The organism is Pseudomonas veronii, assembly GCF_002028325.1.
GTDB classification, from domain to species: domain Bacteria; phylum Pseudomonadota; class Gammaproteobacteria; order Pseudomonadales; family Pseudomonadaceae; genus Aquipseudomonas; species Aquipseudomonas veronii.
Window position 1 is genome coordinate 690,756 of record NZ_CP018420.1, and the last position, 23,058, is coordinate 713,813.

Below are 23,058 nucleotides of genomic sequence, written 5' to 3' on the forward strand. Positions count from 1 at the left end.
GGCGCTGACCAAGCCGGCCGCCGTGGATCGCCCGGTCCCCGGCGGCACTTGACCGGCACCCGGGCGTCAAACCCGCGAAGGCTGCGCAAACAGCCGCGACAGCAGCAGGCGATCGAGCGCCCACACGACGATCAGCGACGCGCCCACCAACGGGAAGGCGATCGCCAGCCCGAGCATGATCACCATCGCGGTTTTCCACTTCGGCAGGTCATGACGCAACGGCGGCACTCCGAGGCCGCCCACCGGCCGCCGTTTCCACCAGATCACCACGCCGCTGACGGCACTGAGCAGGATCATCAGGCAGATCAGCAGCACGATCAGTTGATTCACCCAGCCGAACATCTTGCCCTCGTGCAACATCACGCCGGTCTCGGTCGCCCGCGCCACGCCGTTGTAGTGTTCCCAGCGCACATCGGCGAGGACCTTGCCGGTGTACTGGTCCACATGCAGGGTGGCGTCATTGCGCGGGTCGTTGGCGAACACCGAGACAGTGAATACGCCCTCGGCGGTGGTGGGCGGGGTGATGCTGTAGCCGGGCTCGACCTTGCGCGAGGTGGCCAGGTCGACCACCTGTTGCAGGCTGATGGTGGGCGCGGCGGGGGCGGCATGCATCGCGCCGTGGTTCATGTGTTCGGCATGGTCGCCGGACACCGGCATCGGTGTGTTTTCCATGGCCCAGGGCACGGTCTGTTGCGTCGCGGTGTTGAGCACGCGCGCCTGTTGATCGGAGGTCGGCACGTTGTTCCACATCGCCGCCGGGAAGCGGTTCCACAGGTCGGCGTATTGCTTGCCCCAGAAGCCGGTCCAGGCCATGCCGCTGAGCAGCATCACCAGCAACAACGCCGCGCCCCAGAAACCGGTGACGACATGCAAGTCGCGCCAGAACACACGGCCACGGGTGTTGAAGCGCGGCCACAGCACCCCGGACGATGACTTGCCGCGTGGCCACCACAAGTACATGCCTGAGATCACCAGCATCACGCCCCAACCGGCAGCGAGCTCGACCAGGCGGTCACCCACGGTGCCTATCATCAACTCGCCGTGCAGGGCGCGGGCGATGGCTTGCAGGTTGTTTTTCGCGTCCTGCGTGCCGAGCACGGTGCCGCGATACGGGTCGACGAACACCGTCATTTCGCGGCCGCCGTCGTGCATGACGAACTGTGCGCTGCTGGTGGCGTCGGCCGGTGGCAAGTATTTGCTGAGCCGGCCCTGGGGGTAGGCGGCCTTGGCGCGTTGCAGTTGCTCGTCGGCGCTCAGTGCGCGTTCGGCGGCGGGGACGGTGAGCAGGTGGCCGTACATCAGCGGGTCGAGCTGGGGCTTGAACAGGTAGATGATGCCGGTCAGGGCCAGCAGCACCATGAAGGGGGCGACAAACAGCCCGGCGTAGAAATGCCAACGCCAGGCCAGGTTGTAGAAGGAGATTTTTTGTGTGCTCATCAGGGGGGCTCCGCAAGGTTTTGTTTTTTTGGGGTCAGTTACACCGCCATCGGGGGCAAGCCCCCTCCCACATTTGAAGTGCATTTCAAGTGTGGGAGGGGGCTGATCCCGATGCTTTAGAAGCTCATGTCGACCTTGGTCCAGAGCGTGCGCCCCGGCTCCTTGATGGCCTGCGGATCGTTGGCCGGGTAGCCGAACCCGGCGTTGCCGGCCAGGTTCAAATGCTCGGCGTAGGCTTTGCCGAACAGGTTGTCGACGCCGGTACTGACCTTGAAGTTTTTATTGATGCGGTACGCCGCGTTCAGCGAGAACACGCCAAAGCCGCCGCTCTTGTCGTAGTCCTTGCCGACCACGTTGCCTTTGTTCTGGTCGATGCGGTTTTGCGCGGCGACCACTCGCCACAGGGCGCCGGCGCTCCAGTCGTCCTCGCTGTAGGTCAGGCCCAGGCGCGCATCCAGCGGCGGCATTTGCGGCAGGGGCTTGCCGTCGCTGCTGTTCTTGCCCCAGGCGTAGGCGAGGGTGGCGTCGGCCTTCCAGTTTTGGGTCAGCTTGTACGCCGCGCCCAGTTCGCCGCCCATGATCCGTGCGTCGACGTTGCGCGCCTGGGACGTGGTGCCCATCATTCCGGTCCGGTAGTCGAACAGGATGAAGTCGCGCACCTGCCCGACGTAACCCGAGGCCCAGGCTTCGAGGTCGGCGGTCTTGTATTGCGCGCCGAAGTCGAGTTGGGTGGTTTTTTCCGGTTTCACGCCATCGAACGCGTTGACCGAACCGGCCGCGCCGGTGTTGGGGGAAAACAGTTCCCAGTAGTCCGGGAAGCGTTCGGCGTGGCCCAGCCCGGCGTAGAGCGTGGTCGGGGTGTCTGCCAGGTCGTGCTCGTAGCGCATGAAGCCCGAGGGCAGGGTGTCGGCGCGGGTGTCATCGGCGGTCGGGTTGGCGCGTGCCGACATGCCTGAGCCGATGGTCTGGCGGAAGTCCCGGGCCGAGGCGCGGTCCAGGCGCGCGCCGGTGATCAGGCGGTCGCGGTCGGCGGCGTACCAGGTCAGTTCGCCGAATACGCCGTAGTTATGGAAGTTGGCGTCTTTGTTGCGCGGCAAATCCTTGTAGGTGTCGACGCCCATGCTGCTGCGCTGGCGGTGTTCGTTGGTCTGCGCATCCAGACCGCCGATCAGTTGCAGGTCGGCCCAGCGCCAGGTCGCCTTGATCCGCGCGCCGAGGGTGCGGCGGTCGACGTTGGAGGCCATGGGGCCTGCCATCATCCCGGTGCCCGACGGGACGCGCAGGCTGTAGTTGTCCATGACGTGGTCGGCGTAGTTGTAGTAGACCTGGGCCTCGACCTTGTCCAGCACCTCGCCGATATTGGATTTTTCGAAGCGCAGCCCCAGGCTTTCGCGCAGGAACTGCGAGCCGTCCATGCCGCGCCCGGCGTAGCGCGCCTCGCCATCGCCGCGGCCGGCGGTGAGTTCGAGCAGGGTGTCGGCGTCGGGGGTGAAACCGACCGCGACGTCACCGTTCCACTTGTCGTAGCGCGAGGCGACAGTGTCGTTGTTGCCGTCCTTGTAGTCGTCGGCGTGTGCCTGGTTGCCGATCACCCGCACGTAACCCAGGGGCCCGCCGGCAGCGGCGTCGATGACTTTGTCGAAGCGCCCGTTGGAGCCGGCCAGCACGCTGGCGTTGAGCCGCGTGCCCAGTTCGCCGAAATGCTCGGGCTCGCGCTCGAACAGGATGGTGCCGGCCGACGCGCCCGGGCCCCAGAGCACGGTTTGCGGGCCTTTGATCACGGTGAGTGTGTCGTAGGTTTCCGGGGAAATGTACGAAGTGGGCGCGTCCATCCGGCCCGGGCAGGCGCCGAGCATCATGCTGCCGTTGGTGAGGATGTTCAGGCGCGAGCCGAACATGCCGCGCAGCACCGGGTCGCCGTTGGTGCCGCCGTTGCGCACCAGGGCGAAGCCGGGGATGGTCTTGAGATAGTCGCCGCCGTCGCTGGCGGGCACTGGCTGGCGCGGGTCTTTCGGGTTGGTGACCACGGTCAGCGGCGAGCTGGGGGCGATCGCGGTGATCACGGTGGGGCTCAGTTCGTGCTCGGCGTGCTCATCGGTATCGGCATGGGCCTGTGGCATCAAGAGCGCGCCGCACAGAACGGCGAACACGGGAGTGCTTCCCAAACGGGTGTCAGCAGAAAACCTGGACATGAAAAATTCCATCTATCAATCGTAAACAACACGGCCAGCAGCCTGTGGCTGTCTGTCTAACGTCGGCCGGGGTGAAGTAACGGTGTCAAGTGCTTACGCGGCGATGGGTGGGGCACGGCTGCGCGCGCCGGGGAAAATGCTCTGCCGGGCATGGCCCAGGCGCGGTGAGGGGGTGAGGGCGTTGGCCGGCGATGGGGCGCCGAGGGTGAGGTAGGACACGCTGCCGGGCAGTGCCGGGCAACTGAAGAGCAGGCTGCAATAGCCGCACTTTTCCCAGAGGACGTGGTGTTCGTCGGGGGCTTGTTTTTGAGGCGGACGGTGTTGCGGTTCGCCGTGGCACTCGGGCATGTCCATGGACATGCTCATGGACATACCGGCGTGCTGATTCATCGGCATCGCTTGGGAAATCAGCGGACCGATAAAGATCATCAGCATGGCGAACAGGCTGATCCAACTGCCGCGCTTAAGGCTCACGGGCCTGCGGCGCGGCGCGGACAACCTGGCGCGAGGGGCGCCCATCGAGTGTTGGCCTACTCGCCGTGTTTATGCTCGTGGGGTGCCATCGGCGGGACTTTCTGCACGGACACTTGCACCTCGACGTCCCCGGCTTTTTCGAAGGTCAGGGTCAGTGGGAAGTGCTTGCCGTCGGCCAGTACGCTGCGGTCTTTGAGGCCCAGCAACATCACGTGATAGGCCATGGGCGCGAAGGTCAAGTCACCCTTGGCCGGCACGGCAACGCTGGGCACTTGTTGCATCTTCATCAATGCGCCTTGCATCACATGCTCATGCAGTTCGGCCTTGTCCGCCACCGGCGTCTTGGCGCTGAGCAGGCGGTCCGGGGTTTCGCCGGTATTGTGAACCACAAAGTAGGCCGCGACGGTCGGCGCGTTGGGGGGCAATTCCTGGGACCAGGGATCGCTGACCAGCAGGTCGCCGGCCTTGAAGTCGTCGGCATTGGCAGCACTGAACACCGGCAGCAGCAATGCGGCCAGAAGCAGGGAAGATTTGAGCATGGCAGTTCTCCAGAACGGTTCTAAACGCAGTTCACTTGCGAAGACCATCAGACCGTTGGAGAGGCGCGCGGGTTAAGGCTCGGCCATTGCTGGCGCGGCGTCGGGGACTGCAATGACGGCGGCGGCAGGCTCTGCGCCGCCTCGAACCGCGTGACATACAACTGCGGCACATGCCCCGGCAACGCCACCAACGGCGCCGAGCCCGAGCAACACCAGCAATGCTGCATGGCGGAATGATCGTCCTGCGCCGGTGCCGGAATGTCCAACTTGCCCAGGGCAACGGTTTTCAGGCTGGCGCCATTGGACGAACAGAAACTGCCCCACAACAGTTGCTGCGCGGGGTCCTTGGACTGCTGCATCGCCCCGGCCAGCGGCATGGCAAAGGCGTTGAACAGCACTGCAAAGCAGGCGATCCAGACGATTGCAAAGCGTTGACGGGCCATGGCGGACAATCCGTAGGGTTAAACGATCAGGCGGGTATTTAGCCTGATCGGGGGGGATAAGTAAAAAGTGGCGGTGTGGTTTGGTGTCGCAGTGTGTCAGAGCGCGGTGGCGTGAAGCTTGAGGCCCAGCGCTTTCATGACTTTCATGATAGTCGCGAACTCGGGATTGCCAGTGCTGGAGAGGGCTTTGTACAAACTTTCTCGTCCTAGGCCGGCGTCGCGAGCGACTTGGGTCATGCCTTGGGCGCGAGCGATATCGTTCAACGCTGTGCGAATCAACAGACCGTCGCCAGCATCTTCTTCAAAGCAAGCATCCAGATAGGCGGCCATCTCAAAAGGAGTCTTGAGATATTTTGCGGCATCGAAACGGGTAAAGGATTCGCTCATAAGTCACTCCTTGCGGCCAAGATTTTTTGCCATGTGTATTGCACGCTGGATGTCTCTGCTTTGTGTTGATTTGTCGCCGCCCATCAGCAGCAGATAAACCACCTTGTCTCGGCGAGTGAAGTAAACCCGATACCCGGGGCCTTGGTGGATTCGCATTTCGCAAACGCCCTCTCCTACAGCCTCACAGTCGCCGAAGTTTCCTGCTTGCGCCATGCGCAGCCTTGTCACAATGCGTACTTTTGCGAGCGGATCGCGCATTGCTTCGAGCCATTTGACAAACTCAATGGATTCTTCGAACTCAATCATCGCAAATCGTATTCCTTGGGATACAGGATGGCAAGTTGCGACGCGCTGCAACTGCAGTGCATCCCCATCGCGGAAGCGGGTGCAAAACCGCGAGAGGGGAGGTTAGGGCGGGAGCTTTTGGCTGAACTAGCCGGCTGGTTCGGAGTTGGTCGTAAGGTGAATCGTCTTTCTGCTGGGTAAACCAAACAGTGGGTGTTTTGGCTAGGTCTTCGTACAAACAGAAACGTGCGACACCTTGTTTGAGGTTGCTGGTCGCAAACGTGATCTCTAGTCTGCGGACATCGATGCAAACTCAGCGATCATGCGACTGCTACGCCGTTGAACGGGAGCAAGTTCCCACATTGGCGAGGTGTCGTTTAGCGAGACGATATTGCCTGTAGCACCGCAGCCACGGCTGTAAATTCTCGATCCGCCGTAGCCAACACCGGCCGCCTCAACACCAACACCGGCACCCCTCGCTCGCGCGCCACTTCCAGCTTCGGTTCGGTGGCGGTGCTGCCACTGTTCTTGCTGATCAGCACATCGATCTTTTGTCGTTCGAACAACGCACGCTCGTTTTCGATCAGAAACGGCCCACGCGCGCCAATGACTTCGCAGCGTTCATTGCCTGGATATACCTCCAGCGCGCGCAGTGTCCAGAACTGCTCCTGCGGGATCTCATCAAGATGCTGCAACGGCTCGCGGCCCAAGGTGAACAGCGGGCGCTTGAAGGGTTTCAGGGCCTCGATCAGCTCGGCCCAGTCAGCGACTTCGCGCCAGTCATCCCCCGCTTGCGGTCGCCATGCCGGGCGGCGCAGGGCCCAACACGGCACACCGCACAACCGTGCTGCCTGGGCGGCGTTTTGGCTGATCTGTGCCGCATACGGGTGGGTGGCGTCGAGGATCAGGCCGATGTGTTTGTCGCGCACGAACTGCGCCAACCCTTCAACCCCGCCGTAGCCACCGACACGCACCTGGCAGGTGAGGTCGGTCGGCACGCGGCCCACACCGGCCAGACTGTAGATATGTTCGGGGCCGAGGGTGCGGGCGATGGCGAGGGCTTCGGTGACGCCGCCCAGTAGCAGGATCGGTTTCATAGGGGCTTGATCACGTCCAGCAGGGTGATCGGCAGCGCCTGGCGCCAGGTGTCGAATTCACCGAGCGGCTGGGCCTGGGCCACGTGGAGGCGGGTCAGTTCGCCGCCGTGTCGGGCGCGCCAGGCCATCAGGGTCATTTCGCTTTGCAGGGTCACGGCGTTGGCGACCAGGCGGCCACCGGGGCGCAGGTGCTGCCAGCAGGTCTCGAGCACGCCGTCGCGGGTGACGCCGCCGCCGATGAAGATCGCGTCGGGCGTTTCCAGGCCGCCGAGGGCCGCGGGTGCGGTGCCGCGCACCAGTTGCAGGCCGGGCACGCCGAGGGCGTCGCGGTTGTGTTCGATCAGGCCTTGGCGGCCGGCATCGGCTTCAATCGCCAAGGCGCGGCAGCTCGGGTGGGCGCGCATCCACTCGATGCCGATGGAGCCGCTGCCCGCGCCCACGTCCCAGAGCAATTCGCCGGGCAGTGGCGCCAGGCGGGCCAGGGTCATGGCGCGCACGTCGCGCTTGGTCAGTTGGCCGTCGTGTTTGAATGCCACATCCGGCAGGCCGGCGAGGCGCGACAGGCGTGGGGCATCGGCGTCGGCCTGGCAGTCGATGGCGACCAGGTTCAGATCGGCGACCGCGGCGTGCGGCCAAGCGTGGGCCACGCCATCGACACGCTGCTCAGCCGCGCCGCCCAGGTGTTCAAAGACGCTGAGGCGGCTCGGCCCAAAGCCGGATTCAGCCAACAGCGCGGCAATCGCGGCAGGGCTCTGCCCATCGTTGCTCAACACCAGCAAGCGCACGCCGCTGGCCAGATGTGCATTCAACGCCGTCAAGGGCCGGGCCACCACCGATAACGTCATCACGTCCTGCAACGCCCAGCCCAGGCGCGCCGCCGCCAGCGACACAGAGGAGGGCGCCGGCAAAATCAGCATCTCTTCAGCCGGCACCTGCCGCGCCAGGCTGGCGCCGACGCCGTAGAACATCGGGTCGCCGCTGGCCAGCACGCACACCGGTTCACCGCGTCGCGCCAATAGCGGCGCCAGGGAAAACGGGCTCGGCCACAACTGGCGTTCGCCGCGCACGCACACCGGCAACAGGTCCAATTGGCGCTGGCCACCGATGATCCGCGCGGCACGCAACACGGCGTGCCGGGCGTTTCTGCCGAGCCCTTTGAAGCCGTCTTCACCGATGCCTATTACCGTCAGCCAGGGCGACATATGAATTCCTTGAACGACATCCGACGGGCAGGCTTTTCATGCCGTCGGACAAAGCAGGCATAATACCGCGCCTTGACCCGCGAACCGGTAGCCCCGTGAACCCAATCCCTGCTCTGAACACCTTGCGCCCCTCGGCTTGCCCGGGGTTGCTGCGTATCGTCCAGGCGTTGGACGGCGGCATCTGCCGGATCAAACTGGCCGGCGGCGCGATCAGCGCCGCACAAGCCCATGCCGTGGCGGACGCGGCCCAGGCCTATGCGGGCGGGGTGATCGAGGCGACCAACCGCGCCAACCTGCAGATCCGCGGGATCGGCGCCGAGCAGCAGGCCTTGATCGCGATGCTCCTTGCCGCAGGCCTCGGCCCCAGCACCGCCGCCGGTGACGACGTGCGCAACCTGATGCTCAGCCCCAGCGCCGGTATCGACCCGCAGATGCTGTTCGATACGCGCCCGCTGGCCGACCAGATCCTCGCCACCCTGCAAAACCACACGCGCTTCCACGAGCTGTCGGCCAAGTTCGCGGTGCAACTGGATGGCGGTGAAACCCTGGCGATGCTCGAACATCACCATGACCTGTGGCTGTCGGCCTTTGAGCAGGGCGGCGAAACACTGCTCGCGTTCGGCCTGGCCGGCTGCCCGGGGTTGGATGCGCCGTTGGCGGCCGTGCGCTTGGAGCAGGGGCATGCCTTGGTGGTGGCGGTGTTGGAACGGTTTCTGGACCTGGCCACGCCGGCGCAAACACGCATGCGTCATCTGCCTGTGGATAACTTCCTGGTCGGGCTGGACCTGCCGTTATTGCCGGTCGATGGCTTCAAGCGCCCGGCCAGCGGGGCGTGGCTGCACCTGGGAAGTTATCCACAGCGTCAGCACGGTCGGGTCTACGTGACCGCCGTGACGCCGCTGGGTCGACTCGACGCCTCCATGCTCAAGGGCGCAGCGCAACTCGCCGATGAGTATGGCGACGGCACGCTGCGCTTTACCCCCTGGCAAGGCCTGCTGCTGCCCAACGCCAAATGCCAGGATGCCGCCGCGATCACCGCGCGCCTGGAACGGCTGGGCTTCCTCTGCTCGGCCGACCAGCCGCTGGCGCAGCTGATCGCCTGCACCGGCTCCAGCGGCTGCGGCAAAGGCCTGGCCGATACCAAGGCCGACGCGATGCAACTGGCCGCGCTGCGCCCCGGCCACGCGGTACATCTGTCTGGCTGCGCGCGTTCCTGCGCCGCCGCGCACATCGCGCCGGTGACCTTGCTGGCGGTCAGCCCCGGCCATTACGACGTCTATTTTCGCGAAGCAGCCCAGCCCGGTTTCGGCCGGCTGCACGCGCGCACTCTTTCTATTGAAGCGGCGGGCGCCCTGCTGCGCGCTCACCCACGGAGCAACACCGATGATTGATTACATCCGCGACGGTCAGGAGATCTATCGCAACTCCTTCGCCATTATTCGCGCGGAAGCCAGGTTGGAGCGCATCCCGGCCGACCTGGAAAAACTCGCGGTGCGCGTGATTCATGCCTGCGGCATGGTCGAGGCGATCGACGGCCTGCAGTTCTCCGCAGGCGCAGGCAAGGCCGGGCGCGAGGCGCTGGCCGCCGGTGCGCCGATTCTGTGCGATGCGCGGATGGTGTCCGAAGGCGTGACCCGTGCGCGGCTGCCGGCCAACAACGAAGTGATCTGTACCCTGCGCGACGAACGCGTGCCGGCGTTGGCGCAGAAGCTGGGCAACACCCGCTCCGCCGCCGCCCTGGAACTGTGGCGCCCGCACCTGGCCGGCAGTGTGGTGGTGATCGGCAATGCGCCGACCGCCTTGTTCTACCTGCTGGAAATGCTCGACGCCGGCGCGCCGAAACCGGCGTTGATCCTTGGCTTCCCGGTGGGCTTCGTCGGCGCCGCCGAATCCAAGGCGATGCTGGCCGCCGACAGCCGTGGCGTGCCGTTCGTGATCATGCAGGGCCGCCTGGGCGGCAGTGCGATGGCGGCCGCGGCGGTCAATGCCCTGGCCACGGAGGTCGAATAATGCCGGCACGCGGACGTTTGATCGGCCTGGGCGTCGGCCCCGGCGACCCGGAACTGATCACCCTCAAGGCCCTGCGCCTGCTGCGCGAATCGCCGGTGGTGGCGTACTTCGTGGCCAAGGGCAAAAAGGGCAACGCCTTCGGCATCATCGAAGACCACCTGGTGGCGCAGCAAACCCTGATGCCGCTGGTGTACCCGGTGACCACCGAAGCGTTGCCGGCGCCGCTGTCCTATGAACAGGTGATCAGCGATTTCTACGACAGCGCCAGCCAGGACGTCGCCGCGCACCTGGACGCCGGCCGCGATGTGGCGGTGATCTGTGAAGGCGACCCGTTCTTCTACGGCTCCTACATGTACCTGCATGACCGCCTGGCCGAGCGCTACGAAGCGCAGGTCATCCCCGGCGTGTGTTCGATGCTCGGTGGCGCCTCGGTGCTCGGCGCGCCGCTGGTGTATCGCAACCAGAGCCTGTCGGTGCTGTCGGGGGTGCTGCCCCATGAAGACCTCAAGCGTCGCCTGGCGGATGCCGATGCGGCGGTGATCATGAAGCTGGGGCGCAACTTCCCCAAGGTGCGCCAGGTGCTCGAAGAACTCGGCCTGGCCGAGCGTGCGCTGTATGTGGAGCGCGCGACCATGGCCAACCAGAAAATCGTCCCGCTGGATCAAGTCGAGCCGATGTCCTCGCCGTATTTCTCGCTGATCATCGTGCCCGGTGAACGGTGGCAAGGTTGATGCGCCCGGCGATCGTCATCCTCGGGCAGGGCAGCCTGGCCACGGCGCGCAGGATTGCGCAGGTGTATCCGGGCGCGGTGATCCACGGCCTGCTGGGCCGGGTCGACGGCGCGGACCAGAGCTACCGCGAATTCGGCGCGACCCTGCGCCAGCTCTATCAGCAAGGCACGCCGCTGATCGCGCTGTGCGCCGCCGGTATCGTGATCCGCACCCTGGCGCCGCTGCTGCTGGAAAAAGGTGAAGAACCCGCCGTACTGGCCGTGGCCGAAGACGGCAGCGCGGTGGTGCCGTTGCTCGGTGGCCTGGGCGGGGTGAATGACATGGCGCGGGAGATTGCCGCGGCGTTGGGCGTGGCCGCCGCGATCACCACCAGTGGCGAGCTGCGTTTCGGCACGTGCCTGCTCAACCCTCCGGCCGGTTATCAACTGGCGGACCTGGAGCTGGGCAAGCGCTTCGTCAGCGACCTGCTTGCCGGCGAAAGCGTGCGTATCGAAGGCGCGGCGCCGTGGCTTGACCAGGCCAACCTGGCGCAGGACCGACAGGCGCGCCTGGCGATCCACGTAGGCAGCGCCGAGCGCGTGCCGGCGGCCAACGAGTTGCTGATTTATCCACAGAGCGTGTGCGTCACCTGCAAGCCCAGCGCGCAATTGGCGCAGCGTGTGCGTGGCGCGTTGCATGCCTCGGGGATTGCCCTGCAGTCACTGGCCTGCCTGTTGGCCAGCGATACCCAGATGGCCGAACCGTCGTTGCACGAAGCGGCGTTGGAGTTAGGCGTGCCGCTGCGTTTCGCCGAGGTGGAGCAAGCGGCGGACATCGTTGTTTCGGTCGCCGAACAGCCCTTGGACGTGTCCCAGGTCGGTCGCCCGCGTGGCCGTCTTGCGGTGATCGGCCTCGGCCCTGGCGCCGCCGACCTGATGGTGCCGGCGGTGAAGGCCGAACTGGCGCGCTGTACCGATGTGCTGGGGTACGAAACCTACGTCCGCATGGCCGGGCCGTTCCGCGACGATCAGGTGCAGCACTGCACCGACAACCGTGAAGAAATGCAGCGCGCCCGCCACGCTTTCGCGCTGGCCGCCCAAGGCCGTTCGGTGGTGGTGGTGTCGTCCGGCGACCCTGGTGTGTTCGCTATGGCGGCGGCGGTGATCGAGGCGCTGCACGAGTCCGACGACCCGGCCTGGCACCAAGTCGAGCTGGAAATCCTGCCGGGCGTTTCCGCGTCCCTGGCCACCGCGGCCCAGGCCGGCGCGCCGTTGGGGCACGACTTCTGCGTGATGTCGCTGTCGGACAACCTCAAGCCCTGGTCGATCATCGAGCAGCGCCTGGACCTCGCGTCCCAGGCCGACCTGGCCCTGGCGTTCTACAACCCGATCTCGCGTGCGCGGCCGTGGCAACTGGGGCGTGCCCTGGAGATTGTCGCGCAACACCGCAACGCCGCAACGCCGGTGGTGCTGGGCCGCGATATCGGGCGGCCGGGCCAGACCCTGCGCGTGACCACGCTGGGGCAACTGACCCCGGAACAGGTGGACATGCGGACCATGGTGCTGATCGGCTCGTCCACCACCTGCGCGTTCCCGCGCGCCGGCGGCGGTGAGTGGGTGTACACGCCGCGCTGGTATGGCGAAAAACCGGCCTCCTGAAAAGCGCCGCGCGAGCGCCGGAAAGCTCCGAATGACGCTGGGTGAACACCTGCCGTGATTCGGGGCTTTTTCTTTTTTTATCGATGAAATCCGGAACTGCCCGTGGGGCGCCCAACGAATGCTGGGCTGCGCTTTGCGAGCGCTGCCGGCAAGGGATGTTTGTCGTGTGGAAAGCCCGTCGGCGCCTGGACTAGTGTGGACACACGCCCCATGTGGGGTGCTTGTGGAGAACTGAAAATGGAGCGACATCACAGAAGGATCAACAGCACCAAGCGGCGCAAATTGATTGCCGCCTATAAGCTGCCCGGCGCGCCGGGGACGCACGCGGCTTTACCGCTGGATACCGAGGACGGCTGCAACGCGGCGGTGGTCAACAATGGCGTGATCTCGTTCGCCGACGGCCTGAGCGGCCTGAACCGCGAATACATCCGCAAAAGCTATCTGTTGGCCAGCAGCTACGTCAGCGATGTCTTGAAGATCAGTCGCGGCACGGAGGGCTGGTACGACGAATTTATCAAGGTGATGATCAGCCTGGGCTGGCTGCCGGTGCGCAGCCGGTTCGAGCGGGTCTCAAGCGCCGGCAAGGGGCTGACGGTGCAACTGGCGGCGCTGAATATCATCGCCACCCTGCTGGCCTCGACCTCACTGGCCGGGCCTCTGCTGACGGCGCTGCCGAAACTGGCCGCCGATGCGCTGGAAACATTGAAACAGATGCCGGCGTCATTCGAGCTGTTCAAGCGCAATAGCAGCGTGCATCAGGGCGGCGATTTTGGCTTGGCGTCCTGCGCCGAAACCGACGGCGAAGTCATGATGGTGCTGGTGACCTACAGCTCCCATGGCGTCAGCAAGCACGTGGGGCTGCCTTTTCTTGAGTGGGACAGTTCCTCGTTCGAGGCCTTCAGCGGGCAAACCTGCCTGGTGCTGAATACCTCGGTGGTCAACGAAAAAACCATCCAGTTGATGCGTGAGAGTGCGGGCGACAAGGTGCAACTGGCGATCGCCAAATACCGGATCTAAGGCACCAGGTAGCCGCGCACCCCGGTAAAGATGATTTGTGCGGCCAAGGCGCACACGAACAAGCCCATCAAGCGACTGACAATCTGCAAGCCCTGGTCACCGAGAATCCGTTCGATACGGTTGGACAAATACAGCACCACGCCCACCGTGAAGCTGGCCAGGGCGATGCTGAGGATGGCGGCGATTTTGTCGTCCCAATGGGGCTGGCTGACGCCCATCACCAGCAGCGCCCCGATGGTGCCGGGGCCGACGGTGAGCGGAATGGTCAGCGGCACGATGGTCACGTCCTGCTGCACGTTATCGGTCTGCACCGCCGACTTGCCCTGCGCCATGCCCAGGGCCGAGATGAACAGCACACTGCCGGCGCCGATGCGGAAAGCGTCCACGGTGATGCCGAACACGCTGAAAATCACCCGGCCGAACAGGTAGAGCAAGACGCTCGACACCAGCGTCGCCAACGCCACTTTCCAGGCCAGGCGTCGCCGTTCCTTGCTCGAATAGCCGCGGGTCAGGCTGATAAAACAGGACAACACGAAGAACGGGCTGTAGAGCACCAGCATCTTCAGGTAAACGCTGAATAACACGTGGAGCATGGGGGTGGCTCGCGACAGAAGGAGATTGGCGGAGTCTATCAGGCGACAGAGATCAAATGTGGGAGGGAGCTTGCTCCCGATAGCGGTGTGACAGTCAGCTTATTTGTAACTGTTCCAGCGCTATCGGGAGCGAGCTTGCCATCGCTGTCTTTCAGTCGATGCATCGGTGACTGATCCGCCGCTATCGGGGCAAGCCCCCTCCCACATAGGATCTGTGGTGTTCATCCATTGTGTGGCAGACGCAGGCTCAGTGTGGGAGGGGGCTTGCCCCCGATGGCGGTGTGACCGTCAGCTTATTTGTAACTGTTCCAGCGCTATCGGGAGCAAGCTTGCCATCGCTGTCTTTCAGTCGATGCATCGGTGACTGATCCGCCGCCATCGGGGGCAAGCCCCCTCCCACATAGGATCTGTGGTGTTCATCCATTGTGTGGCAGACGCAGGCTCAGTGTGGGAGGGGGCTTGCCCCCGATAGCGGTGTGGCAGTCAGCTTATTTATAACTGCTCCAGCGCTATCGGGAGCAAGCTTGCCATCGCCGGCTTTCAGTCGATGCATAGGTGACTGGTCCACCGCCATCGGGGGCAAGCCCCTCCCACATAGGATCTGTGGTGTTCATCCATTGTGTGGCAGACGCAGGCTCAGTGTGGGAGGGGGCTTGCTCCCGATAGCGGTGTGGCAGTCAGCTTATTTGTAACTGTTCCAGCGCTATCGGGAGCAAGCTTGCCATCGCTGTCTTTCAGTCGATGCATCGGTGACTGATCCACCGCCATCGGGGGCAAGCCCCCTCCCACATAGGATCTGTGGTGTTCATCCATTGTGTGGCAGACGCAGGCTCAGTGTGGGAGGGGGCTTGCCCCCGATAGCGGTGTGACCGTCAGCTTATTTGTAACTGTTCCAGCGCTATCGGGAGCAAGCTTGCCATCGCCGGCTTTCAGTCGATGCATAGGTGACTGGTCCACCGCCATCGGGGGCAAGCCCCCTCCCACATAGGATCTGTGGTGTTCATCCATTGTGTGGCAGACGCAGGCTCAGTGTGGGAGGGGGCTTGCCCCCGATGGCGGTGTGACAGTCAGCTTATTTGTAACTGTTCCAGCGCTATCGGGAGCGAGCTTGTCATCGTCGGCTTTCAGTCGATGCATAGGTGACTGGTCCGCCGCCATCGGGGGCAAGCCCCTCCCACATAGGATCTGTGGTGTTCATCCATTGTGTGGCAGACGCAGGCTCAGTGTGGGAGGGGGCTTGCTCCCGATAGCGGTGTGGCAGTCAGCTTATTTGTAACTGTTCCAGCGCTATCGGGAGCGAGCTTGCCGTCGCTGTCTTTCAGTCGATGCATAGGTGACTGGTCCGCCGCCATCGGGGGCAAGCCCCCTCCCACATAGGAATCTGTGGTGTTCATCCATTGTGTGGCAGACGCAGGCTCAGTGTGGGAGGGGGCTTGCCCCCGATAGCGGTGTGGCAGTCAGCTTATTTGTAACTGTTCCAGCGCTATCGAGAGCAAGCTTGCCATCGCCGGCTTTCAGCCGATGCATAGGTGACTGGTCCACCGCCATCGGGGGCAAGCCCCCTCCCACATTCGATCGCATTTGACGTTAAGAGGGCGCATGCTCCGGCCGTGGCTGACGCTGCGCCACCCAGTACTCCACCAGCTCGCGCAATTGTGACAATTCCACCGGCTTGGCCATGTGCCCGTCCATCCCGGCCTGGCGTGCGCGCTCTTTGTGTTCCGAGAGGATGTGTGCGGTGAGCGCCACCACCGGCGTGCGAATGCGCTGGTGGCTGACTTCCCAGGCCCGCAACTGTTGGGTCGCGGAGAAGCCATCGAGGATCGGCATTTCACAGTCCATCAACACCAGATCATAGCGCTGGGCCTTCATCGCCTGCAGGGCTTCTTCGCCGTTGCTCGCGGTGTCCGGGTTGAGGTTGAGCTTGCCGAGCATGCCGCGGATGACTTTGGTGGAGATGCTGTTGTCTTCGGCCACCAGGATGCGGAAGTCGCTGGGCACGATGATGGCCGCCGGCGCGTTGAGGGGCGCGCGTGGCTGCCCGCCGCCTTTGCTGCGCTGGGTCAGTTCGTCGGCCAGGGTGGTCTTGAGGGTGTAGCCGGCCACCGGCTTGGCGAGGATGCGCTTGATCCCGCAATTGCGCGCGATGATCTTGCTCGGCGCGTTACTGATGCCGGTGAGCATGATCAGCAGGATGTCGTGGTTGAGGCTCGGGTCTTCCTTGATCTTGGCTGCCAGTTGCATGCCGGTCATGCCGGGCATGTTCTGGTCCAGCAGCACCACGTCGAAGTAATCACGCAGGTGCGCCTTGGTGCGCAACAACGCCAGGGCTTCCTTGCCCGACGGCACGGCGCTGACATTCAGGCCCCAGGCGGTGCATTGCTGCACCAGCACTTTGCGGCAGGTGTCGTTGTCGTCCACCACCAATACCCGCGCACCCTTGAGCGGGCCGTCGAGGTCGGAGGTCGGGTGTTCCAGGCGTTCCGGGTCCAGCGGCAGGGTCAGCCACAGGGTGCTGCCTTGTTGTGCGCCGCTCTTGATGCCGAATTCGCCGTTCATCAACAGGATCAACTGGCGCGCGATGACCAGGCCCAGGTGGCCGCTCAAACGGGTGGCCGAGAGGAAGTTCTTGCTGTGCAGTTCGCTGTGCAGCAACGCATCGCGTTCGGCGGCTTCCATTGGCAGGCCGCTGTCCTGCACGGCAATGCGCAGGCGCGGCTTGGGGCTGCGCTCGTCGAGGGCGACGACGATCAACACTTCGCCTTCATCGGTTTTCTGCAGGGCGTTTTCCAGCAGGCTCAACATCGCCTGGCGCAGGCGCGTCGGGTCGCCGCTGATCACCCGCGGCACCTGGGGCTGGATAAAGCTGATCAGCTCGACGTTCTGCTGCTCGGCCTTGGCGCGGAAGATGCTCAGGCAGTCGTCGATCAGCGCATTGAGGTCGAACTGCACGTCGTCCAATTCGATCTGCCCGGATTCCAGCTTGGAGATATCGAGGATTTCGTTGATCAGTGTGAGCAGTTCGTTACCGGCGCTGTGGATCGTCTGCACATAGTCGCGCTGTTTGACCGACAACGGCGTGCCCAGCAGCAGCTCGGTCATGCCCAGCACGCCGTTCATGGGGGTACGGATTTCGTGGCTGATCTTCGCCAGGAACTCGGCCTTGGCGGCGATTTCGGCGTTGCTGGCCGCCAGCTCGCGGCTGAGGCTGAAGCGTGCTTCGACGATGGCGCGCTGGCGTTCGCCGAGGGCCAGGCTCATCAGCAGGCCACTGAGGCAGATAAAGCTGAGCAGGGTAATGATCAAGCCTTGCGGCGCCAGCAGCGTGAGGCCAAGCAAGGCAGGCAGGATGATCAGTGTGCCGATGTTGAACACCACCATCCCCGCCACGAACAACCGCGCCGGCCGGTAGCCTTTTTGCCAGTGATAGGCCGAGACAAACAACATGCTCAGGCCGGCCAGGGCCACCAGGACGTAAGTGATGATGTTCAGCGGCAACGTGTTGACGAACAACAGCAGCAGGCCGCACAGCACGATCAACAGAATGTCGGCCATCAACAGTTTGTTCAGCGGGTGCGGGCCCAGCGGCATGAAGAAGCGATAGGCAAACATCAGCCCGCACGGTGCGGTCAGCAGCAGGGCGAGGTAGGCGCCCGGCGTCTGGATCGCGTGCCAGTTCTGCAGCCATGGCCCCAGCAGGTTGAGCAGCAACGCCAGGCTGAGCAGCAGCAGCACTTCGCAGGCCGCCAGCCACAGGCTGCTGCGTGAGCGGTGGTAGGCGAAGCGGGAGAGGTTGTGCAGGATCAGCATCAGCAGACAGCCGAACAGCAGGCCGTAGATCAGCGTCTGGCTTTGGTCGGCGGCGGCGAGTACGGCCGGCTCCAGGGTGATATAGGGGCGCAGTTCGTGTTCCGAGACCAGGCGCAGGTACACCTCAAGGGGCTTCGGGCTCTGGGGCATCGGCAGCATGAAGTCGCTGCTGGGCAGCGGGCGCTCGGCCTGGGGCTGGCGCGTGCCGGTGGTTTGCTGTTCCACCAGGGTGTCGCCATCCAGCACATACAGACTCAGGAGGGAAACGTCCGGGGCAAACACCCGCAGCACTTGCTCGTGCTGGCCGGGTTGCAGCTTGAAGCGTACCCACAACGCACCGTCCGGCTCGGCGGCAGTGATCCGGTCCAGTTCGATGGGGCTGAATTGATTGGTGTAGCGGGGCGAACGGATATCGCTCAGTTGCAGGTCGGCCTGTTCATCAAGCAATACTGCCCAGCCACTGCCTTGCGCAGCGGCCTGGGCCGGGAGCAAACAGAGCAGTGTCAGCAGACTGACAGTGAAACCTATGGCGATCCTGAGCCAGCGCACGGCGAAATCCCTTCGTAGGTTGAAGCACGGGTTAACTATGCGCGGGGTCATACGAGTACGGCAAGGGCCAGAGGCCCTTACCTAACCGAACGGATAGCGACTTAATGAGTCTCGCCACGTTCACGGGCAATCGCGCGATAGCCGATATCTTTACGGTAGAAGCAGCCGTTCCAGCTGATTTTCGCCGCCAGTTTGTAAGCCTGTTGCTGTGCAGCGTCGACACTGGCGCCCATCGCGGTGGCACATAGCACACGGCCACCTGCGGTCACCACCTTGCCGTCCTGCAGCGCAGTGCCCGCATGGAACACTTTGCCTTCCAGCGTCGCCGCCGCGTCCAGGCCTTCAATCACATCGCCCTTGGCGTAGTCGGCCGGGTAACCGCCGGCTGCCAGCACAATGCCGACGCTCGGGCGTGGGTCCCACTGGGCTTCAACCTTGTCCAGGGCCTGGGCCAGCGCGGCTTCCACCAGCAGCACCAGGCTCGATTGCAGGCGCAGCATCACCGGTTGGGTTTCCGGGTCGCCGAAGCGGCAGTTGAACTCGATGACCTTCGGGTTACCGGCCTTGTCGATCATCAGACCGGCGTAGAGGAAACCGGTGTAGACGTTGCCTTCATCGGCCATGCCGCGCACGGTCGGCCAGATCACCAGGTCCATCACACGCTGATGCACTTCGCTGGTCACGACCGGGGCCGGGGAGTAAGCCCCCATGCCGCCGGTGTTCGGGCCGCTGTCGCCGTCGCCGACGCGCTTGTGGTCCTGGCTGGTGGCCATCGGCAGGACGTTCTTGCCGTCGACCATCACGATGAAGCTGGCTTCTTCGCCGTCGAGGAATTCTTCGATGACCACGCGCGAACCGGCTTCACCGAAGGCGTTGCCGGCGAGCATGTCGCGCACGGCGTCTTCGGCTTCCTGCAGGGTCATGGCGACGATCACGCCTTTGCCCGCGGCCAGACCGTCGGCCTTGATCACGATCGGCGCGCCTTTTTCACGCAGGTAAGCCAGGGCTGGCTCGATCTCGGTGAAGTTCTGGTAGTCGGCGGTCGGGATCTTGTGGCGCGCCAGGAAATCCTTGGTGAATGCCTTGGATCCTTCCAGCTGGGCCGCGCCGGCGGTCGGGCCGAAGCAGTCCAGGCCGCGGCTGCGGAACAGGTCGACGACACCGGCAACCAGCGGCACTTCCGGACCGACGATGGTCAGGGAAACGTTTTTCTCGGCGAAATCCGCCAGTTGTTCCAGGGCCAGCACGTCGATGGCGACGTTTTCGCACTTGGCTTCAATGGCGGTGCCGGCGTTGCCGGGGGCTACGAATACTTTCTGGACGCGTGGGTCCTGGGCAACTTTCCAGGCCAGGGCGTGTTCACGGCCACCGCTGCCAATAATCAAAACATTCATTTCAAAAACCTCTGAGAAACGCTGTGCTTCCCTGTAGGAGCGAGCTTGCTCGCGAAGGTCGTCAACGATAACGAGGGAAACCTGACACCTCGTGGCGTTTTTGAGTTTTTCGCGAGCAAGCTCGCTCCTACAGTCGGGAAGCGGTGCTGTTTAGTGACGGAAGTGGCGCATGCCGGTGAAGACCATGGCGATGCCGGCTTCGTCAGCCGCAGCAATCACTTCGGCATCACGCATCGAGCCGCCTGGCTGGATCACTGCGGTGACGCCGGCCTTGGCCGCGTTGTCCAGGCCGTCGCGGAACGGGAAGAACGCGTCGGACGCCATCACCGAGCCCGCAACCTGCAAACCGGCGTGTTCAGCCTTGATCGCGGCGATGCGCGCCGAGTTCACACGGCTCATCTGGCCGGCGCCGACACCGATGGTCTGGCGGTTCTTGGCGTAGACGATGGCGTTGGACTTGACGTACTTGGCCACTTTCCAGGCGAAGATCAGGTCGTTGATTTCCTGCTCGGTCGGTGCGCGCTTGGTCACCACTTTCAGGTCGGCGCTGCTGATCATGCCGATGTCGCGGCTTTGCACCAGCAGGCCGCCGTTGACGCGCTTGTAGTCCCAGGCAGGGGCACGTTCGGCCGACCATTCGCCGCAGGCCAGCAGGCGCACGTTGGCTTTGGCGGCCACGATGGCGCGGGCTTCCTCGCTGACGGACGGGGCGATGATCACTTCGACGAACTGACGCTCGACGATGGCCTTGGCGGTCGCGGCGTCGAGTTCGCGGTTGAAGGCGATGATGCCGCCGAAGGCCGATTCGGTGTCGGTGGCGTAGGCCAGTTCGTAGGCCTGGCGGATGCCGCCTTCAGCGTCCGGGCTCACGGCCACGCCGCACGGGTTGGCGTGCTTGACGATCACGCAGGCCGGCTTGACGAAGCTCTTCACGCATTCCAGCGCGGCGTCGGTGTCGGCCACGTTGTTGTAGGACAGTTCTTTGCCTTGCAGCTGGGTCGCGGTGGCGATGCCCACTTCGGCCGGCTTGGCTTCCACGTAGAACGCCGCGCTCTGGTGCGGGTTCTCGCCGTAGCGCATTTCCTGGGCCTTGATGAACTGGCTGTTGAAGGTCCGCGGGAACTGGCTGCGACCTTCTGTGCTGAGGGTCTCGGCGGCCTGGTTCACGGTGCCCATGTAGTTGGCGATCATGCCGTCGTAGGCGGCGGTGTGTTCGAACGCCTTGAGCATCAGGTCGAAACGCTGGGCGTAGGTCAGGCCACCGGCTTTGAGGTTTTCAAGCACCTGGGCGTAGTCGCTGGCGTTGACCACGATGGCCACGTCTTTGTGGTTCTTGGCGGCCGAGCGAACCATGGTCGGGCCGCCGATATCGATGTTTTCGATGGCGGTCGGCAGGTCGCAGCCCGGCTTGTTGATGGTGGCTTCGAACGGGTAGAGGTTGACGGCCACCAGATCGATCGGCTTGATGCCGTGCTCGTTCATGATGGCATCGTCGATACCGCGACGGCCGAGGATGCCACCATGGATTTTCGGGTGCAGGGTCTTGACCCGACCGTCCATCATCTCTGCGAAACCGGTGTAGTCCGCGACTTCTACTGCGGCCACGCCGTTGTCTCGCAGCAGTTTGAAGGTCCCGCCCGTGGAGAGGATTTCCACGCCCAGGGCTTCCAGCCCCCGGGCAAATTCGAGAACCCCGGTCTTGTCGGAGACACTGATCAAGGCGCGGCGGATCGGCAGGCGGGTAGTCTGGTCGGTCATTTCAATTTCCATCAAAAGCAAAGGAGTCAGCAAAAAAGGCGACCGGTTTTACGCGGGCGCCTTTCTGGTCGGATTGAATGCTTACAGCAAATCGTATTGTTTGAGCTTTTTGCGCAAGGTGCCACGGTTGAGGCCCAGCAGCTCACTGGCTTTGGTCTGGTTGCCCTTGACGTAGTTCATCACGCTTTCGAGCAAGGGCGCTTCGACTTCGGAGAGCACGAGGTTGTACACGTCCGTGACGGAAGCGCCCTCAAGGTGGGCGAAATAATTGTGCAGCGCCTTCTCGACACTCCCGCGAAGGGTCTGGCCTTCTTCGCTCGGCGTGTTGAGGTGCTGTTTCAAATTGACGTTGTCGCTCACGGGTGTTGTTCCACTCACTAAAGTCTCGGTCATCATCGTCATGCGGCCACCCCCTCTCCGTCCCCTGTCACCAGGCTCTTGTCACGTTCGCTGAAGAACTCACGAACGTTGGCGCACTGTGCTTCCGTATCATCCAAACGATTGAAGTGGGCGCGAAACTCCCTGGCGCCCGGCAGGGTTGCGAGATACCAGCCGACATGCTTGCGAGCAATGCGTACTCCCATCACGTCTCCGTAGAAGGCGTGCAGGGCGGCCAGATGCTCTAGCAGAATACGTTCCACCTCGATCAACCCCGGTGCCGGCAACAGCTCGCCGGTACGCAGAAAGTGTTCGACTTCACGAAAAATCCATGGCCGCCCCTGGGCGGCCCGGCCAATCAACAGGCCATCGGCACCGGTCGCATGCAGCACGCGCCGGGCTTTCTCGGCTGAGTCGATATCGCCATTGGCAAATACCGGCATCGACACGGCCTGCTTGATCGCGGCAATGGTGTCGTACTCGGCTTCGCCGGTGTAAAGATCGGCGCGGGTGCGGCCATGCACCGCCAGCGCTGAAATACCCGCCTGTTCGGCGATCTTCGCCACCGTCAGGCCATTCTTGTTGTCCCGGTCCCAGCCGGTACGAATCTTCAGGGTGACCGGAACATCCACTGCGGCGACAACGGCCTGCAGGATCTCGGCGACCAACTGCTCATCCTTCAACAGCGCGGAACCGGCGGCCTTGTTGCAGACCTTCTTGGCCGGACAGCCCATGTTGATGTCAATGATCTGCGCGCCCAGCTCCACGTTGGCCCGGGCCGCCTCCGCCAGCATCTGTGCGTCGCCACCGGCGATCTGTACCGAGCGGGGCTCGGGATCACCTTCGTGGATCATGCGCAGCCGCGATTTGCGGGTGTTCCACAAGCTCATGTCGCTGGTGACCATTTCCGAGACTACTAGACCCGCGCCCAAACGCTTGCACAGCTGACGAAAGGGCTGGTCGGTGACTCCCGCCATTGGCGCGAGAATCAAACCATTGTGCAATGTGTATGGGCCGATGCGTACCGCCGACATAGGACTTCCCTGTTGTGGGGCCGGATCATTAGAGTTCGAAAAAGGGTTGGCATGATACCCGCTCTCGATGACTGGATAAAGGCTGAATTGG

20 protein-coding genes and 1 pseudogene are annotated in these 23,058 nt (G+C 63.7%); 6 read left to right on the forward strand and 15 right to left on the reverse strand.

Features of this window, described 5'->3' with window-relative positions; translation table 11 throughout:
- Positions 1-66: 66 nt before the first annotated feature.
- From PverR02_RS03085 to cbiE, 9 genes are all read right to left on the reverse strand, one after another.
- Positions 67-1,437, reverse strand: a complete 1,371-nt coding sequence (locus PverR02_RS03085) for a PepSY-associated TM helix domain-containing protein (protein WP_046384863.1) — start codon at positions 1,435-1,437, stop codon at positions 67-69.
- Between the two features lie 116 nt (positions 1,438-1,553).
- Complete coding sequence (locus PverR02_RS03090) at positions 1,554-3,629, reverse strand: TonB-dependent copper receptor (RefSeq protein ID WP_026140374.1); 2,076 nt, start codon at positions 3,627-3,629, stop codon at positions 1,554-1,556.
- A 93-nt stretch (positions 3,630-3,722) separates the two neighbouring features.
- Positions 3,723-4,148 (reverse strand): DUF2946 domain-containing protein, encoded by a 426-nt coding sequence (locus tag PverR02_RS03095; RefSeq protein WP_079442743.1) that lies wholly within the window; start codon positions 4,146-4,148, stop codon positions 3,723-3,725.
- Positions 4,149-4,159: 11 nt separating this feature from the next.
- Positions 4,160-4,642 (reverse strand): copper chaperone PCu(A)C, encoded by a 483-nt coding sequence (locus tag PverR02_RS03100; protein WP_046384861.1) that lies wholly within the window; start codon positions 4,640-4,642, stop codon positions 4,160-4,162.
- A gap of 47 nt (positions 4,643-4,689) precedes the next feature.
- Positions 4,690-5,085: a DUF2946 domain-containing protein gene (locus PverR02_RS03105; protein ID WP_046485671.1), complete on the reverse strand. Its 396-nt coding sequence runs from the start codon at positions 5,083-5,085 to the stop codon at positions 4,690-4,692.
- A 96-nt stretch (positions 5,086-5,181) separates the two neighbouring features.
- A complete protein-coding gene (locus tag PverR02_RS03110) occupies positions 5,182-5,472 on the reverse strand; it encodes an addiction module antidote protein (RefSeq protein WP_046485673.1) in 291 nt (96 codons plus the stop codon).
- A 3-nt stretch (positions 5,473-5,475) separates the two neighbouring features.
- Positions 5,476-5,778: a type II toxin-antitoxin system RelE/ParE family toxin gene (locus PverR02_RS03115; RefSeq protein WP_079442744.1), complete on the reverse strand. Its 303-nt coding sequence runs from the start codon at positions 5,776-5,778 to the stop codon at positions 5,476-5,478.
- A gap of 356 nt (positions 5,779-6,134) precedes the next feature.
- Positions 6,135-6,854: a cobalt-precorrin-6A reductase gene (locus tag PverR02_RS03120; protein ID WP_079442745.1), complete on the reverse strand. Its 720-nt coding sequence runs from the start codon at positions 6,852-6,854 to the stop codon at positions 6,135-6,137.
- On the reverse strand, positions 6,851-8,056 hold the full coding sequence (gene cbiE / locus PverR02_RS03125) for a precorrin-6y C5,15-methyltransferase (decarboxylating) subunit CbiE (RefSeq protein ID WP_079442746.1): 1,206 nt from the start codon (positions 8,054-8,056) through the stop codon (positions 6,851-6,853). Before cbiE ends, PverR02_RS03120 begins: the two co-directional genes overlap by 4 nt.
- Positions 8,057-8,094: 38 nt before the next feature.
- Between cbiE and cobG the strand changes: the two genes are divergently transcribed.
- The 5 genes from cobG (at position 8,095) to PverR02_RS03150 (ending at position 13,451) form a co-directional block, all read left to right on the forward strand.
- Positions 8,095-9,447, forward strand: coding sequence for a precorrin-3B synthase (gene cobG, locus PverR02_RS03130; protein WP_079442747.1), 1,353 nt, complete (start codon positions 8,095-8,097; stop codon positions 9,445-9,447).
- Entirely contained in the window at positions 9,440-10,066 is a 627-nt protein-coding gene (locus PverR02_RS03135) for a precorrin-8X methylmutase (protein ID WP_046384855.1), read from the forward strand. The genes cobG and PverR02_RS03135 overlap by 8 nt, the downstream gene beginning before the upstream one ends.
- The gene (locus tag PverR02_RS03140) at positions 10,066-10,797 is read left to right on the forward strand and encodes a precorrin-2 C(20)-methyltransferase (protein ID WP_017849677.1); all 732 of its coding nucleotides are present in this window, start codon (positions 10,066-10,068) and stop codon (positions 10,795-10,797) included. Before PverR02_RS03135 ends, PverR02_RS03140 begins: the two co-directional genes overlap by 1 nt.
- Positions 10,797-12,434: a precorrin-3B C(17)-methyltransferase gene (cobJ, locus tag PverR02_RS03145; protein ID WP_079442748.1), complete on the forward strand. Its 1,638-nt coding sequence runs from the start codon at positions 10,797-10,799 to the stop codon at positions 12,432-12,434. Before PverR02_RS03140 ends, cobJ begins: the two co-directional genes overlap by 1 nt.
- Positions 12,435-12,671: 237 nt before the next feature.
- On the forward strand, positions 12,672-13,451 hold the full coding sequence (locus PverR02_RS03150; RefSeq protein ID WP_046384853.1) for a ubiquitin family protein: 780 nt from the start codon (positions 12,672-12,674) through the stop codon (positions 13,449-13,451).
- On the opposite strand, the gene PverR02_RS03155 is transcribed toward PverR02_RS03150, so the two are convergent.
- From PverR02_RS03155 to purD, 3 genes are all read right to left on the reverse strand, one after another.
- Positions 13,448-14,044, reverse strand: a complete 597-nt coding sequence (locus PverR02_RS03155) for a MarC family protein (protein ID WP_017849674.1) — start codon at positions 14,042-14,044, stop codon at positions 13,448-13,450. The two genes, PverR02_RS03150 and PverR02_RS03155, sit on opposite strands and share 4 nt — an antisense overlap.
- Positions 14,045-15,631: 1,587 nt before the next feature.
- Positions 15,632-18,403, reverse strand: a complete 2,772-nt coding sequence (locus PverR02_RS03160) for a hybrid sensor histidine kinase/response regulator (protein ID WP_017849673.1) — start codon at positions 18,401-18,403, stop codon at positions 15,632-15,634.
- Between the two features lie 101 nt (positions 18,404-18,504).
- A complete protein-coding gene (purD, locus tag PverR02_RS03165) occupies positions 18,505-19,797 on the reverse strand; it encodes a phosphoribosylamine--glycine ligase (RefSeq protein WP_017849672.1) in 1,293 nt (430 codons plus the stop codon).
- A gap of 21 nt (positions 19,798-19,818) precedes the next feature.
- Here purD and PverR02_RS32445 point away from each other — a divergent pair.
- A pseudogene (locus tag PverR02_RS32445) lies at positions 19,819-19,932 on the forward strand (outer membrane lipoprotein carrier protein LolA); the annotation flags it as partial.
- 15 nt (positions 19,933-19,947) lie between these two features.
- On the opposite strand, the gene purH reads toward PverR02_RS32445, so the two are convergent.
- From purH to dusB, 3 genes are all read right to left on the reverse strand, one after another.
- Positions 19,948-21,555, reverse strand: coding sequence for a bifunctional phosphoribosylaminoimidazolecarboxamide formyltransferase/IMP cyclohydrolase (purH, locus tag PverR02_RS03170; RefSeq protein ID WP_046384852.1), 1,608 nt, complete (start codon positions 21,553-21,555; stop codon positions 19,948-19,950).
- Positions 21,556-21,636: 81 nt separating this feature from the next.
- The gene (fis, locus tag PverR02_RS03175) at positions 21,637-21,957 is read right to left on the reverse strand and encodes a DNA-binding transcriptional regulator Fis (protein ID WP_002555375.1); all 321 of its coding nucleotides are present in this window, start codon (positions 21,955-21,957) and stop codon (positions 21,637-21,639) included.
- Positions 21,954-22,967, reverse strand: coding sequence for a tRNA dihydrouridine synthase DusB (gene dusB, locus PverR02_RS03180; RefSeq protein WP_017849670.1), 1,014 nt, complete (start codon positions 22,965-22,967; stop codon positions 21,954-21,956). Before dusB ends, fis begins: the two co-directional genes overlap by 4 nt.
- Positions 22,968-23,058 lie beyond the last annotated feature (91 nt).